Genomic DNA, 15,186 nt, shown 5'->3' on the forward strand with positions numbered 1-15,186 from the left:
TATGAAATCCGCGAAAAGCGTCGCGCCACTGCCGCCGATCGACGATAAGATCCGTGGCGCCGTGCTCGACGTGGCTGGCCGGCTGAAGGATCAGCCTGGCGCATTGCTGCCTGTTCTGCATGGCGTGCAGGCAGCCTTGGGGTACGTGCCCGAGGCCGCTATTGCACTGATCGCAAAAGAGATGAATCTGTCGCGCGCGGATGTGCATGGCGTGGTGACGTTCTATCACTACTTTCGCATGCATCCGACCGGCAAGCGCACCATCTACCTGTGCCGCGCGGAGTCCTGCCAGGCGATGGGTGCGGCAAAACTGGAACTGCACATCAAGCAGCGGTTGGGCGTGGATTTCCACCAGACCACCACCGACGGCGCTTGGACGTTGGAACCGGTCTATTGCCTCGGCAATTGCGCCTGCTCGCCGGCCATGCTGGTGGATGATGAGTTGAAAGGCCGCGTGACGCCGGAGAGCTTCGATGCGTGGCTGCTGTCGGAGGCGCCATGAGCATCACCGTTTACGTGCCTCGCGATGCCAGCGCCTTGTCGCTGGGTGCGGACGCAGTCGCCAAGGCTATTGAAGCCGAGGCGGTTTCGCGCCACGTCGATGTGCATACGGTGCGCAACGGTTCGCGTGGTCTGTACTGGCTGGAACCCCTGGTTGAAGTGGAAACGCCGGAAGGACGCGTGGCTTACGGCCCTGTGCAGCCTGCCGACGTGCCGGGTTTGTTCGACGCCGGGTTCCTGCATGGCGGCGATGATGTGCTCAAGCTGGGTCTAGCAGAGGAGATTGCGTGGCTGAAAAGCCAGCAACGGCTGACGTTCGCGCGTGCGGGTGTCGTCGATCCACGCAGCCTGGATGACTATCTGGCGCATGCCGGTTTTCGCGGGCTGGCTGGGGCATTGAAGATGGAGCCGGCGACGATCGTGCAGGCGGTGACCGAATCCGGACTGCGTGGCCGCGGTGGCGCGGCGTTTCCAGCCGGCATCAAGTGGAAAACCTGCCTGGAGGCCACGGCGAATCAGAAATACATCGTCTGCAATGCGGACGAAGGCGATTCGGGCACCTTTTCCGATCGCATGATCATGGAAGGCGATCCCTTCGTGCTGATCGAAGGCATGGCCATTGCAGGCCTGGCGGTCGGCGCAACGCGCGGCTACATTTATTTGCGCATCGAATACCCGCATGCGCAGCGTGCGCTGGAGGCGGCGATCGAAGCGGCCAAGGCGCGCGGCTACCTGGGCGACAATCTCTGCGGTAGCGGCAGGGCCTTCCATCTGGAAGTGCGCATGGCGGCCGGCGCCTATATCTGCGGCGAGGAGACCTCGCTGCTGGAAAGCCTGGAGGGCAAGCGTGGGCAGGTGCGCTTCAAACCGCCGCTGCCGGCCATACAGGGCTTGTTTGGCAAGCCCACGGTGATCAACAACGTGGTCACGCTGGCGACGGTGCCGATCATCCTGGATCGTGGCGCGGCATACTATCGGGATTACGGCGTGGGCAAATCGCGCGGAACACTGCCGCTGCAGCTGGCCGGCAACGTCAAACGGCCCGGACTGGTGGAGCGGGCGTTTGGTCTAACGCTGCGCGAGCTGATCGAGACATACGGCGGCGGTACTGCCAGCGGGCGGCCGGTGCGCGCGGTGCAGGTGGGTGGTCCGCTGGGCGCCTACATTCCCGCATCGCAGCTCGATACGCCGATCGACTATGAAGCCTTCGCCGCCATCGGCGGCATGCTGGGGCATGGCGGCGTGGTGGTGTTCGACGACACGGTCGACATGGCTGCGCAGGCGCGTTTTGCGATGGAGTTCTGTGCGATCGAGTCGTGCGGCAAGTGCACGCCTTGCCGCATTGGTTCCACGCGCGGCGTGGAAGTGATCGATCGTATGGTCGCCGGCGATGCGGCCGAGAAGGCCCGCAACGAGGTGTTGCTGCGCGATCTGTGCCAGACGATGGTTGCAGGTTCGCTGTGTGCGCTGGGCGGCATGGCGCCGTTTCCGGTGTTGAGCGCGCTGGATCATTTTCATGAGGATTTTGAAGGTGCAAAGCAATAGGCTGCGCCATGAGCTCTGTTCCTCCCCCGTCAAGCGGGGGAGGGAGCACGAAAGTTTGAGGAGGTAGTTCATCATGCTGTCCATCGTCGAAATCGACCGCGGTACGCCCGCGGTCCTATCGGACAGGCAGGTCACGCTGGAAATCGATGGCCGCAGTATCCGCGTGCCGGAAGGCACATCCGTGATGCGCGCCGCGTCGCAGGCCGGCGTCAATATCCCCAAGCTATGCGCCACCGACATGCTGGATGCCTTCGGCTCCTGCCGCCTGTGCCTGGTCGAGATCGAAGGGCGCAAGGGTTATCCGGCTTCCTGCACCACGTCGGTCGCAGAAGGGATGAAAGTCAGCACGCAAACGCCAAAGCTGGCCGAGATCCGCCGTGGCGTGATGGAGCTGTATATCTCCGATCATCCGCTGGATTGCCTGACCTGTCCGGCCAACGGTCATTGCGAACTGCAGGACATGGCGGGCGTGGTAGGCCTGCGCGAGGTGCGCTATGGCTACGATGGCGCAAACCACGTGCTCGCCAAAACCAGGACGGGCACCGACAACCCGCATTTTTCGGCCAAGGACGAATCCAATCCGTACTTCACCTTCGATCCCTCCAAGTGCATCGTCTGCTCGCGCTGCGTGCGCGCTTGCGACGAAGTGCAGGGCACGTTCGCGCTGACCATCCAGGGCCGCGGTTTTGACTCAAAGGTTGCCGCTAGCCAGGACAACCCGTTCCTCGACTCCGAGTGCGTATCCTGCGGCGCCTGCGTGCAGGCTTGTCCCACTGCAACGCTATCGGAGAAATCGCTGATCGAGCGCGGTCAGGCCGAGCACAGCGTGGTCACCACCTGCGCCTATTGCGGCGTAGGCTGCAGCTTCCGTGCCGAAATGCAGGGCGAAGAAATCGTGCGCATGGTGCCGAACAAGGATGGGCAGGCCAATCACGGCCATTCCTGCGTGAAAGGGCGTTTCGCCATCGGCTACGCCACGCATCCGGATCGCATTCACACGCCGATGATACGCCAGAAGATCACCGATCCCTGGCGGATCGCGAGCTGGGATGAGGCCATTGCGCACGTCGCCAGCGAGTTCAAGCGGCTGCAGCAGCAGTACGGCAAGTTCTCCGTCGGTGGTATTACTTCTTCCCGCTGCACCAACGAAGAAACCTATCTGGTGCAGAAGCTGGTGCGCGCCGGCTTCGGCAACAACAACGTGGATACCTGCGCACGCGTCTGTCACTCGCCCACGGGTTACGGCTTGAAGGCCACCCTGGGCGAATCGGCCGGCACGCAGGATTTCGATTCCGTCGAATACACCGATGTCATGCTGGTGATCGGCGCCAATCCCACCGACGCCCACCCGGTGTTCGGTTCGCAGATGAAGCGGCGCCTGCGCGCGGGCGCAAAGCTGATCGTGGTCGATCCACGCCGCATCGACCTGGTGCGCACGCCGCATGTCAAGGCGGACTATCACCTCAAACTCCGGCCTGGCACCAATGTGGCGGTGCTCGACGCGCTGGCGCACGTGATCGTCACCGAGGGATGGGTGAACGAAGCTTTCGTGGCCTCGCGGTGCGAGCAGCCTGCCTTCGAGAAGTGGCGCGCTTTCGTGGCGCAGGAAAAGCACAGCCCCGAAGCGATGGAGGAGGAAACCGGCGTGCCCGCCGCCATGATCCGCGGCGCGGCCCGCTTGTACGCGACCGGCGGCAACGCGGCCATCTACTACGGCCTGGGTGTCACTGAGCATTCGCAAGGCTCCACCGCCGTGATGGCGATTGCCAACCTCGCCATGGCCACCGGCAATATCGGCCGCGAAGGCGTGGGCGTGAATCCGCTGCGCGGGCAGAACAACGTGCAAGGCTCGTGCGACATGGGCTCGTTCCCGCACGAGTTTCCCGGCTATCGCCACGTGAGTGACGCCACGGTGCGCGCATCGTTCGAGCAAGCCTGGGGAGTGCCTCTGCACGATGAGCCGGGCCTGCGCATTCCCAACATGTTCGAAGCCGCCATCGACGGCCAGTTCAAGGGCCTGTACATCGAAGGCGAGGACATCGCCCAATCCGACCCGAACACCCAGCACGTCACGGCGGCGCTCGAGGCGATGGAATGCGTGGTGGTGCAGGACCTTTTCCTCAACGAAACCGCGAAATACGCGCACGTGTTCCTGCCTGGCTGCTCCTTCCTTGAAAAGGACGGGACCTTCACCAATGCCGAGCGACGTGTCTCCCGTGTGCGCAAGGTCATGGAGCCCAGGAGCGGCCATGCGGATTGGGAAGTAACGCAACGGCTGGCCAACGCCATGGGCTACCCCATGAACTACCGGCATCCGTCCGAAATCATGGACGAGATCGCCCGGCTCACACCCACTTTCCGCGGTGTCAGCTTTGACAAGATCGATCGCCTCGGCTCGATCCAGTGGCCTTGCAATGAAGAGCATCCGGCAGGCACGCCGGTGATGCATGTGGATGAATTCGTGCGCGGCAAGGGCCGATTCATGCTCACCGAATACGTGCCCACCTCGGAGAAGGTCAATTCGGCCTATCCTCTGATCCTCACCACCGGCCGCATCCTGAGCCAGTACAACGTGGGTGCACAGACGCGCCGTACCGCCAATGTGATGTGGCACGACGAGGATCGCCTGGAAATCCATCCGCACGACGCGGAGGAGCGAGGCATCAGTGAAGGCGACTGGGTAGGCATTGAGAGCCGCGCGGGGCAGACCGTTCTGCGCGCGAGCATTTCCGAGCGCATGCAACCGGGCGTGGTTTACACCACGTTCCATTTCCCCGGCTCCGGTGCCAATGTCATCACCACCGAGAACTCGGACTGGGCCACCAATTGCCCCGAATACAAGGTGACGGCCGTACAGGTGACGCGCGTCAACCAACCTTCGCAATGGCAGAAGCGTTACCAGGCTTTTTCCCAAGCTCAGCAGGCGTTGCTGGATGCAGCCGAAACGCCCTGATCCAGCGCACGCCAACCGCGGCTACGCGATTCGCCAGGTGGATCGTTATCGCCAGGGCAGGCATGAGCAGGTGAGCGACGCCATTACCGAAGAAGTGCCGGTGGCGATGCTGTACAACGAAACCCCCTTCGCCGTGATGATGGTGACGCCTCTGGACCTGGAGGATTTCGCGTTGGGCTTCTCGCTCAGCGAAGGCCTGGTGGCCAAGCCCGAAGACCTGCATTCGATCGAAGTGCGTTATCGCCTGGAAGGTATCGAACTGGCGATGGGGGTGGCTTCTGCCAGTCTCGAACAACGCGCCGGCGGCAGCGGTGAGCGCCTGCTGCCTGGGCGAAGTGGTTGTGGCCTTTGCGGCGCGCGCATGCTGGAGGACGCGGTGCGTCATCCCGCCCCCGTAGGCGATGGAATACGCATTCAAGCCGCTGCGCTGGAACGCGCGCTTGAGGCGCTGCGGGCCGCACAGCCCGTGAACCGTGCCACCGGGGCCGTGCATGCCGCGGCTTGGATCGATGTCGACGGCAGGATCGTGACGGTACGCGAAGACGTCGGCCGGCATAATGCGCTTGATAAGCTGATTGGCGCGATGGTGAAAGCACGCGTCGATCCGCAGCAGGGTTTTCTGCTCGTCACCAGCCGCGCCAGCTACGAAATGGTGACCAAGGCCGCCAGCGCCGGCATCAGCCTGATGGCTGCGATTTCCGCCCCTACCGCGCTGGCCATCCATTTGGCCGAAAGTACGCAGGTGACCTTGGTCGGCTTTGCGCGGCCGGGCAGTTTCGTCGTCTACACTCATCCGCAGCGCTTGCTGCACGCTGCAGGAACTACTTCATGAATATCGAACGCCTGGTGGCGATGGCCAATGACATCAGCCGCTACTTCGCGGCCGAGCCGGATCCGGTAGCGGGGGCGATCGGTATTGCCGATCACCTGAAGCGGTTCTGGGAACCTGGAATGCGCAAGCAGATCGTGGCGCATCTTGCGACAGGCGGGGAAGGAATGGAGCCGCTGGCGAAGAAAGGAGTTGAGCGGCTGATGGAGATCGACAGCAAGTTGCGGGCTTGAAGCACAGCTTTCATGGCTTGCTGCGATGCATGTCCGTACCTGTCGTCATTCCGGCGCAGGCCCGCTGCGGCCCGGAGAATTTCGACACTTGATCACGGGGCCTTGTAGTACCTCATCGTCATTCCGGCGCAGGCCGGAATCCAGTTTAAATACGCGTCCAAAGGACACAACATCTTGATGTTGAGTGCTTCGCACGATGTATTTGAACTGGATTCCGGCCTGCGCCGGAATGACGACGAGGCACCGTGAGGTCGCGCGATCAAACGCTCAATCTTCGCCAGAAAGCAACGGGCTTTCGGCGGAATTTCGATGCAGCGATCAGCGTCGCCGCCGCCAGAACGTTGCCTGGGGCCAGCGCGTTTCCATGGCATAGAACTGCGACAGGTGCAGGCGATACGCCTCATGGATGCCGTGCAAGTGCGCGGCATAGCGCTCGACCGCGCCGCGGTCGCCGAGGTTTGCCGCAATGATGGTATGTGCCGCCTGCAGGCCCGTGTAGAGCGCGTTGGAAATGCCTTTGGACGACAGTGGGTCGAAGGCGAGTGCCGCGTCGCCGACAGCCAGCCAGCCCGGACCGGCCGCGACATCGAGGCTGCTGCTGCTTGCATCCGCCCCCCTCGGTCGGCCGACCGGGACATATTGATGTTGCACGCACAACGCATGGAGATTGGATGCGCGCTTGAGGCTGTTCCAAAATGAGGTAGGCTCCTTTAGAGATGGATCTGGTCCGCCATCGGCGTCGCAGAGGAAGGCGATCAATCGTTCGCCCGAAGGCAGCAGCACGCTGTACCACCAGCCGTCCTCGACGGCCTCGATCCAGGTGCGGCCATCCTGGTCGGAATGCTGGTTGCTGCGCAGGCGCTGATACAGGGCGATCAAGCAGTCGTGGCGGACGCGCGATGATCCGAGCGCACGTGCGAGGGAGGCAGCGCGTCCGCTCGCGTCTAGCACCCAGTCGGCTTCAATGCTGCGTGTACGGCTGCCGTTAGTGCACAGCTGCAGCGAGTACGGGGCATGGGAAGTGTGCCGGCTCGTCGCATCATCGACTTGCACGCGGGTGGATTCGAACAGCGTTGCTCCTGCGCTGCGGGCGGCTTCGCGCAGCGACATGTCGAATCGCATGCGATCCAGTTGCAGGCCGGGGCCATGCAGTTGATGGATGAAATCGTTGCAATGCGCTACTGGGTTGCCCCAGAAGGCGATGGTGCCAGGGCTTGCGCGATGCCCGTCGTGCAGCACTTGATCGTGCACGTTGAGCGCCCGCAGTAAATGGCGCGCCGAAGGCGGCAGACCTTCGCCGACCTGAAAGCCGTGACCCCGGGATGTTTCCCGCTTGCGACGCGCATCGGCGACCACCACGCGCAGGCCGCTGCGGGCAAGCATGATCGCGGCGGCGGCCCCTGCTGGGCCGCCGCCGGCGATCGCTACGTCGTAGCGTTGTGACCCCATCGACTCAGTGGCGGGGTTTGCCGTGCCTTACCGGCAATGGCGCTGCCTGTGCTTCTTCGTCGGATGCAAAGTTAGCCGTTCCGGACAGCATTCGTGCTTTGGGATGAGCCTCCGGCAATTTGCCGGCAGTTACGTTCTGTGGCGTGCCCGCTCTGGCTTTGCCCATGGGGAGCTTGCCGTGCCACACTGGCAGTGGTGCCGTCTGGGCTTCCTCATGGGAGGCGAAGTTGGCTGCCTCAGGCAGCACTTGCTCTGTGCTGGCCGTGCGCATCCTTGCACTGGGCGGCACGTCCGGACCGTAGGTGGCCACCTGCATCGTGGCAGGAAACATCGGTTCGACGTCAGGGTCATAACGCGACTCCAACAGGCCCATGGAGCCGAAGATGCGTACCATCTGCTCCATCTGCGCGGCCACGCTTCCACTCAGCGGCTGGTTCCAGTTCGTGCGGCGATTGAAAGCTTCCATGCGACGGGGGAGTCCCTGATTGCGATCTATGACGATGGCGTAGTCGGCTTCGCTCAGCACGTGATTGGGTACGCGTGCGGGCCAGAAGGTCGGCACGAAGGGGTCGTAGGAAGTGTCATAGCCCGAGCGGCAATAAGCCGTATCGGCTTGCCACGGCAACCCCATCCAGCGGCTGATGTCGCCAGGGCCTTGCGCGTGCAGTGGCCCTTGGAGAGACAGGGCTGTTGCCTGGTCCAGCGTAGGTCCGTAATCCGGTTCGGGCACGCCAGCGGGACGGACACGGATGCGGAAGGGCTTGTCGTAGAGCGACAGGTGCCGCATCGGCCAGGTCATTTCGCAGCCAGGATGGAAAGCGTCGGCCAGGCAGAAATCCAGCGCTGCACGATCGAGCATCGCTGGTTGTTCGGCAAGTGGAATCTCGCTCAAGCTGCTCGGCTTGTTCCGGCTTGGATCCCAGTCGGCGACGAAATCGCCCTGCGCCCAGCGTCCGAGTATCTCGTATTGCGTTGCGCTGACGGATGCGTTCTGGCGCGGACTTTCGCTAGCCGGTACCTTCATCGCGTCACCGTACAGCCATGGCCAAGGCAGTTGGTTGCCATCGGGCGGATTCGGTGGACGGAAGCTGTTGAACACCTGTCGGCGTAATTCGGCATGCGGATCGTAATCGACGCTGGCAGGTGGCGTGGAGAGCTTTCTGATCAGTTCCGGGTTGGCAAAATCGAAGCTGCCGTCATGACCGAAGGAGGTGGCAAAACCTTTATTGGTCCATTGCAAGTCGGTCAGCCGGGACAGGATCGGATAGACGTCGTAGGTGAACGAAATGAGCTGCGGCGGCTGCAGCCAGCCTGCCTGGACGTAAACATCGTAGAGCAGGTCATACATCGTGCGCACCGACTTCACTTGCGGGCCGTAGTTCGGTGGCGCCGTGACGACCCAGGCCGACTCGACCGGAATCTCGCGGCCTTCGATGTTCACGTTCGCGGTCACGATGCCATCACAGGTATCGTCGTACCAGCCATCGGCGTTGATGAAGGAATCCGTATCGGCCGGGTCGTAAATCGGCGTGCCGGTGGGAGAGGCCGATACGCCGTGCCCGCCTAGTACCAGCAACCTGCCGGCAGCGTCGGTCAGCAGTTCGCCGATCTTCACTGGTAGGCCGGTGAACTGGCCGGCGCAGATTACCGGTGGCGCGTTCAGCCCGCTGATGTGCTGCATACCTGCATCGATGGCCAGCGTTTCCCGCGCGGAAACCTTCGCGTTGCGCAGAGGGAGTACGGTGTCGGCCGCTTCGGGAATGTCCATGGCAAGCTGCCACTGATACCACTGGGCCTTGCGGTTTGCCAGATGCACACCCCATGTCAGCTTGGCCCAATCCGCAGTCAGTTCTCTCACGACCTGGCCTGCCGCGTTGTAGCCGTAGATCCTGAATTGCGCCGCTTCACGCTTGAGTGCGCCAGTCGCATCGCGGTAAAAGCCCGGCGGCATGGCCGGAGGATCGCTGAGCTCCGGACCGATGTAATAGTCGTGTTCGCTGTTGCCTACGCGTGCGATACCGATGGCCGGATGGATGGCCGCCCGTACGATGCGCTCATCCGCCGCGGCTGGATAGTCGACGCCCGGGGCATACTGCGCGGGCCGTGCCTCGACCGGTTCGGCCAGCGGCAGGCCGTTGACGTTGCGGCGATTGTTCGCGGAAGCTCGGTACACCACCTTGCGGGCTTCTGCGATGCTGCCGACGGGCGCATGTTCCTTGAGGGCGTGCCAGGTGTTGTAGGCGAGGTTTTCGCCGTAGGTCGATTGACCGCGCGCAGCAAGATCCTGTTGCGGCAATTCAAGTATGCCAACCTCGATCGGCGGACTGAGCTGCTCGCTCCAGCGCACGGTGGCCGCATCCAGCGGCATGTCGCGATCATTGGTCTGGAACTGCAGCATGAAGCGGAAGCGCGCGCGGCCCTTGCGCATGCGTGCATGCAGGTCGGCACGCAGGTAGAACGGATCATCGTAGTCCGGCGGCTCGTCGGCGGGCGGCTCTTCCACCGGCTCCAGCTTGTATTTGACGAAGCGCTTATTGCCGAAGCTCGACGGCAGCACACTCCAGTACGGCGTGGTCAACACGGAATCGACCACTTTTTCCATGTCGTCGAGGATCTGCTCGGTCACGGGATGCGCCTGCAGGTATTCCTCGATCTTCCCATGCAGCGAATGGCAGGTGAATTCGCACATGTCCTTGGCCGTGTCGACAAAGAACACGTCGTGATTCTGCAAAATGAAATCGTGGGTCAGCGCATCTTGATCGGGTTCGAGCAATTTGGGTCCTTGCACGCCGAACAGCTTGATGCCGATGCCGGTGGTACCCCTCAGATCAGGAACGCCCGGTTGCACGTCTGCCGAGAAGCGCACCCATGCCTCGTATTCGCGAGGCTCGGCGAACAAGCCAAGTTTCAGCTCGTCCGGCAGGTTCTTCGAGACGATAAAGCGCCCGTGCGCTGCGCCATGCAGGCGAAGAAAGACCGGGCGCGTGGCCGGATCACGGCCCGCCGCCATGCCCCGGCCTTGAAAGTAATCGACGAACAGCTGCTTCAGCCCCTCGACCGGGTCACTGTCGCAGCAGCAAGGGAAGGCGGGAAGTGTAGGCGGAAGCGTGATCGGTGTTGGCGTGCAACCACGCTGGTTGCGGGTAGATGATTTGTTGTTACCAGACATGCGCGGCTCCTCCTTACTACTGCATCCGATGTGTAGTCGTGCCTGTTCGCACAGGGCGAATCAGGCCCCTGATGAAGCGCTGGAAGAATCTGGAACCCCACTGGCCGAGCCCGTCATCCGGTGCACAAGGGAACGAAGCCGGCTTTTGACTTAAGGACATACGGGGGCAGCGGATTATGACTAGCGGGAATGTGCACAGGACGTATAGGCAGCCAAGCACACACGGCCAGCAGATCGCCGCTTTTCGTTGCAGATGCCGGGGGTGTCGCTTAGGTATCCCCGTTCCGCTTCCACCACCGTATCGCTTCGGTTGGCAATTGCACCGCCACGGCTTCGGGAATGGCCTGGTCAACGGGTACCGATACCCATAACCGCCCCTTGCCGCAACGCACGCCCAATTGCACGACGCGTCCGATGACCTGCCGCACTTCAATCGATGCCGGGATGGTATCCGGCAAGGCGTCGCGTGCGTCCACCAGGCGAATCGCTGCCGGATCGATGGTCCAGTCGACGTCTCCGTCCGCCACATCGCCGTCATGTCTGGGCAAGACTATGGAACCACCTTGCCACAGCAGGCGGCGCGCGCCTTCAATCCGCCCATGATGCACATTCCGATGACCCAGTAATCGGGCTGCGGCACCGTTGACCGGATTTGCATAAACCACGCCTGGCGGCCCGATCTGGATGATGCGCCGGTCATGCATCAGTACCAGCCGGTCCGCGACGGCGGCCAGATGGGGATCGTGGCTCACCGCCAGCGCCGGTATCCCGAATTCGTGCACCTCGCCGATCAATTCCGCCACGACGTCATCGCGGGTGACCGGATCCAGCGCCGAAGTGGGCTCATCCAGCAACAGCAACTGCGGCCTGCGCGCCAAGGCCCGCGCCAACGCCACGCGCTGCTGCTGCCCACCGGACAAGGCAGCTGGATGACGTTCGGCAAATTCCGCCATATGCACGCGTTCGAGCAACTGCATCGCATGCGCGCGCCGTTGCGCGCCGCGCAACGCGAACGCCACGTTCTGCCAGGCATTGAGGTGTGGAAACAGCGCATAACCTTGCGGCAGATAGCCCACTGCACGGTGTTGCGGCGCCATGCCGCCGAACGGTTCGCCTCGTGCCGGCGTCAATCCCGCGATCGCTTGCAACAGCAGCGATTTGCCTTCGCCGCTTGCGCCCAGCAGCACGGTGAAGCCTTCGACGTCGAAGGCGGCATGCAAGCTGACCGGGTGTTCGATCCGGTAGTCGATGCGCATCAGATAAGGTGCCTGCGGCGTGCGGCCAGGCCCAGTACCAGCGGCAACGGCATGGCGACCAGAAAGAACACCCACAGCAGCGGATAGACCGCGCTCAAGCCGATGTTCTGCAGGTTCACCCACAGCTTCACCGGAATACCTTGCGGGTAATAAGCCACGATCAGCACTGCACCGAATTCACCCAGCGCGCGCACCCACGCAAGCGCGATCGCCGCGGCCAGGCCAAGCCTGGCCAGTGGAAGACTGACATGCACGAAGCTGCGCCATGGCGAATGGCCCAGCGTAAGGGCGATTTGCTCCAGCTCGCGCGGTACGCCTTCGAAAGCGGCACGGGCGGCGATCACATAGTAGGGGAGGGCGCTGTAGAACTGTGCCATTACAAAAGCGGGGCCGGAATTGGTGAGCACCAGGCCCGCGCGCTCCAGCAGGCTGCCGGCCGGACCATAGGGGCCATACATGGATGCAAGCAGCAGGCCTAGTGCCAGGGGGGGCGTGAGCAGCGCGAGCAGCAGCAGGGTATCGATTAGCCATGCGCCGCGAATGCGGTGGCGCGCCAACCACCACGCCAACGGTGTACCCAGGGCGATGATCAGGATCAGGGCCAGCACGCTGTAGCCCAGCGATACGGTAATGGCGCTACCGTCGCCATCGGTGAAGCCGAAGCTACGCCACGACGTCATGAATGCCAGGCCGGCGAAAGGGGCGGCAAGCAGCAGTAACGTCAGCAGACTGACGAATGCGGGGAGTCGGAGCCTGAACGCGGTGAGAATCATAGCCAGCGCCAATCGTAGACTGGGTTGTGAAACCCAGCACTGCCATGCATGCCATGCGCGCGATGCTGGGATTGCCATCCCAGCCTACTCAAGTGTTCGCTGTGTTCAATCACAAGCCGGTCCCACGTGGCGCACTGTAACCGTGCTCGCGAAACAACGCTTGCCCTTCCGCACTTAGTAGAAAGCTCACAAAATCACGCCCCAATTCCGCTTGCTGCGCATTGGCCAGCACTCCGGCATAGAACACCAGCGGTTGCACCTGCAGGATCTTGCCGTTGTCCAGAGCGATCGAGGCTCGGTCATACCAGGTTTTCTGCATGTCCGGGTTGCCCAGGTTGATTTCATCCGGCAAGGCGATGGTGGGCAGATGATGCGACTGGGCAGCGCTGAGATAGCCGATGGTGGCATCGATCTGGCCGGCTTCGAGCCTCGACATCAGCGAAGGCTCGGTAAAGATCTGCGCGGGATTCTGCAGCGCGCCGGCCACGTTCTTCAGCAGACTGGGCTGGTGGTAGTAATCCGCGGCAAGCTGCAAGCTCAGCAGTGCATTGGCGCCTTGCGGATCGATAGTAGGGTCTGTGCGGCCCAGGCGCAGGCCTTGCTCGCTCAGCACTGCGTACCATTTCTTTTCGCCACGCGACGCGGCGGCAAAGTCGGCGGCAAAGCGGCTGTGCGGGCTGTAGATCACGACCATCTGCGTACTGGCGACGGGGACGGCAGCGGTGATCAGTCCCGCCTGCTTGAGCACCTGCATCGGACCTGGCGTGATCGTAACGAACACATCCGCTTGCAACTGATGCGCGGCGAGCAGGCGCGCCAGCGCATAGGAACCTTGGCCGATGCCCTGGTACGCGGCGTGGTGCGATTTGGCGAAGGCCGGGCCGGCGGCATTGTCCATCACGACGCCCATGGAGCCGGCGTAGGCGATGCGGATTACGGGTGAAGTTTGCGCCAAGGCAGTCGCGCATACCAAGCCGCACAGTAGTAACGCAAGCCAATGACGGAACTTTGCGTTCACATGGCAATACCAGGCATTCATGCAGCATCTCCAGTCGAAGGCTTGCGCAAGCGCTTGCGCGCACTATCCCGTACATCCACATCAAACACTAACTGCAAGGTCTCGCCACTCGGCGTGGAAAGCGAGTATTGCAAGCCATCACGGGTCGGAAGCCGTTCGCTAAGCGCACGCACATCGGTCTCCGGCAAGCTGATATGCCATACCCTGTTCTGCCGCCGCCAGTCGATGCGTGACGACAGGCTTAGCTGCTGCATTTGCACATGCCCATCGGGCAAGCTGGTGCGATTGTCGGCCGAGCCGCCATCCAGCAAGCGCGCCAGTTCGTCTTCATCGATCCGCAGCCGCAGGCTCTGGCCTTCCAGTTGGACTCTCATGTGCTCGCCTCCCGCCAGGTTTCTTCCGTATTGCAGTCGATCAGCTGGGTGGCCTCATCGCCAGACAGCACGATCTCATGGACGCCGATGCGTTCCTGCAACGAGCGCAGGGAGCGAGCCCGCCTGTCGCTGGATGCCACTAGCGTGTTGAGTACATCGCGGCAGCGAGCGTCCAGGCGCAGACGCATCGGCAAAACGTGGCCCGCAAAGCGCACGCAGCCGACAGCGGATGCGGCCTCACGCAGGCGCTGCAGCAGCGCAGGCTGTAATCGGGGCATATCTACCGGCACAATCAACAGCTCAGCGTCATCGCAGGCGGCAGCGATACCAGCGATGCCGCCGATCGGACCAGCTTGCGGGACGGGATCGACTACGCCGTGGTAGTCAGGACGATCGCCGCTGACTTTCACCTCGCATACTCCGGCAGCATGCAGCACGGCCATCTGGTGTTCCAGCAAGGGCCGGCCTTGCCAGTGCAGCAAGGCCTTGTCGCGCCCCATGCGCGTGGAAAGGCCGCCGGCCAGCACCACGCCGATCAAGGGCAAGCGTTCAATGCTCGTGCCCGTGGGCATGCGCTGTTCTGCCATGAGCGGCTGCACGTTCGGTTTCGCGGTGTTCCTCGCACAGGGAGCAGCCTTCGCTCCAGGCACTGTCGCCGTCCACGTAGTGCTCCTGTTTCCAGATCGGTGCCTCGTGCTTGACGGCTTCGATCGCCAGGCGGCTGGCGCGGAAGGCTTCGTCGCGGTGGGGGGTGCCGGCGGCGACAATGACGGCGATTTCGCCGAGGCGCAGGCTACCCTTGGCATGCGCGATGTACAGTTTCATCGGCACGTCGATTTCCTTGCGCGCCCGCTCGCAAATTTCCTCGAAGGTACGCAGCGCCAACGGTACGAACAGGTCGTAGCTGATGCCGGTAACGATGCGGCCGAGATTGTGCTCGCGCACCTTGCCGATGAACATGTTGATGCCGCCGAAGCGCGGATCGGAAACAAAAGCGAGTGCGGCTGCCGGGTCCAGCGGTGTTTCGCGAATGTCGACGACGGCGGTGTATAGATCTGACATGTTCTTCAGTGCTCGAAATGCAGG

The 15,186-nt window shown here is 62.7% G+C and carries 13 protein-coding genes; 5 read left to right on the forward strand and 8 right to left on the reverse strand.

Features of this window, described 5'->3' with window-relative positions; all coding sequences use genetic code 11:
- Position 1 precedes the first annotated feature (1 nt).
- The 5 genes from EKH80_RS04715 (at position 2) to EKH80_RS04735 (ending at position 6,061) form a co-directional block, all read left to right on the forward strand.
- Positions 2-502, forward strand: coding sequence for a formate dehydrogenase subunit gamma (locus tag EKH80_RS04715; RefSeq protein WP_126683590.1), 501 nt, complete (start codon positions 2-4; stop codon positions 500-502).
- Positions 499-2,046, forward strand: coding sequence for a formate dehydrogenase beta subunit (locus EKH80_RS04720; RefSeq protein WP_126683591.1), 1,548 nt, complete (start codon positions 499-501; stop codon positions 2,044-2,046). The genes EKH80_RS04715 and EKH80_RS04720 overlap by 4 nt, the downstream gene beginning before the upstream one ends.
- 73 nt (positions 2,047-2,119) lie before the next feature.
- Positions 2,120-4,999, forward strand: a complete 2,880-nt coding sequence (fdhF, locus tag EKH80_RS04725; RefSeq protein WP_196240340.1) for a formate dehydrogenase subunit alpha — start codon at positions 2,120-2,122, stop codon at positions 4,997-4,999.
- The gene (fdhD, locus tag EKH80_RS04730; protein WP_126683593.1) at positions 4,980-5,831 is read left to right on the forward strand and encodes a formate dehydrogenase accessory sulfurtransferase FdhD; all 852 of its coding nucleotides are present in this window, start codon (positions 4,980-4,982) and stop codon (positions 5,829-5,831) included. Before fdhF ends, fdhD begins: the two co-directional genes overlap by 20 nt.
- Positions 5,828-6,061 (forward strand): formate dehydrogenase subunit delta, encoded by a 234-nt coding sequence (locus tag EKH80_RS04735; protein WP_126683594.1) that lies wholly within the window; start codon positions 5,828-5,830, stop codon positions 6,059-6,061. The genes fdhD and EKH80_RS04735 overlap by 4 nt, the downstream gene beginning before the upstream one ends.
- Positions 6,062-6,379: 318 nt before the next feature.
- Here the strand turns inward: EKH80_RS04735 and EKH80_RS04740 are convergent, their stop codons facing one another.
- The 8 genes from EKH80_RS04740 to EKH80_RS04775 form a co-directional block, all read right to left on the reverse strand.
- Positions 6,380-7,510: an NAD(P)/FAD-dependent oxidoreductase gene (locus EKH80_RS04740; RefSeq protein WP_126683595.1), complete on the reverse strand. Its 1,131-nt coding sequence runs from the start codon at positions 7,508-7,510 to the stop codon at positions 6,380-6,382.
- 4 nt (positions 7,511-7,514) lie between these two features.
- Positions 7,515-10,679, reverse strand: a complete 3,165-nt coding sequence (locus EKH80_RS04745; protein WP_230473425.1) for a LodA/GoxA family CTQ-dependent oxidase — start codon at positions 10,677-10,679, stop codon at positions 7,515-7,517.
- Between the two features lie 269 nt (positions 10,680-10,948).
- A complete protein-coding gene (locus tag EKH80_RS04750) occupies positions 10,949-11,935 on the reverse strand; it encodes an ABC transporter ATP-binding protein (RefSeq protein WP_126683596.1) in 987 nt (328 codons plus the stop codon).
- Complete coding sequence (locus tag EKH80_RS04755; RefSeq protein ID WP_126683597.1) at positions 11,935-12,708, reverse strand: ABC transporter permease subunit; 774 nt, start codon at positions 12,706-12,708, stop codon at positions 11,935-11,937. Before EKH80_RS04755 ends, EKH80_RS04750 begins: the two co-directional genes overlap by 1 nt.
- A gap of 109 nt (positions 12,709-12,817) precedes the next feature.
- Complete coding sequence (locus EKH80_RS04760) at positions 12,818-13,747, reverse strand: extracellular solute-binding protein (protein WP_126683598.1); 930 nt, start codon at positions 13,745-13,747, stop codon at positions 12,818-12,820.
- Complete coding sequence (locus EKH80_RS04765; RefSeq protein ID WP_126683599.1) at positions 13,744-14,100, reverse strand: hypothetical protein; 357 nt, start codon at positions 14,098-14,100, stop codon at positions 13,744-13,746. The genes EKH80_RS04760 and EKH80_RS04765 overlap by 4 nt, the downstream gene beginning before the upstream one ends.
- Positions 14,097-14,687: a molybdenum cofactor guanylyltransferase gene (gene mobA, locus EKH80_RS04770; RefSeq protein WP_230473426.1), complete on the reverse strand. Its 591-nt coding sequence runs from the start codon at positions 14,685-14,687 to the stop codon at positions 14,097-14,099. The genes EKH80_RS04765 and mobA overlap by 4 nt, the downstream gene beginning before the upstream one ends.
- A complete protein-coding gene (locus EKH80_RS04775; protein WP_126683600.1) occupies positions 14,650-15,162 on the reverse strand; it encodes a molybdenum cofactor biosynthesis protein MoaE in 513 nt (170 codons plus the stop codon). The genes mobA and EKH80_RS04775 overlap by 38 nt, the downstream gene beginning before the upstream one ends.
- Positions 15,163-15,186 lie beyond the last annotated feature (24 nt).

The organism is Dyella choica (genome assembly GCF_003977665.1).
GTDB lineage: Bacteria > Pseudomonadota > Gammaproteobacteria > Xanthomonadales > Rhodanobacteraceae > Dyella_B > Dyella_B choica.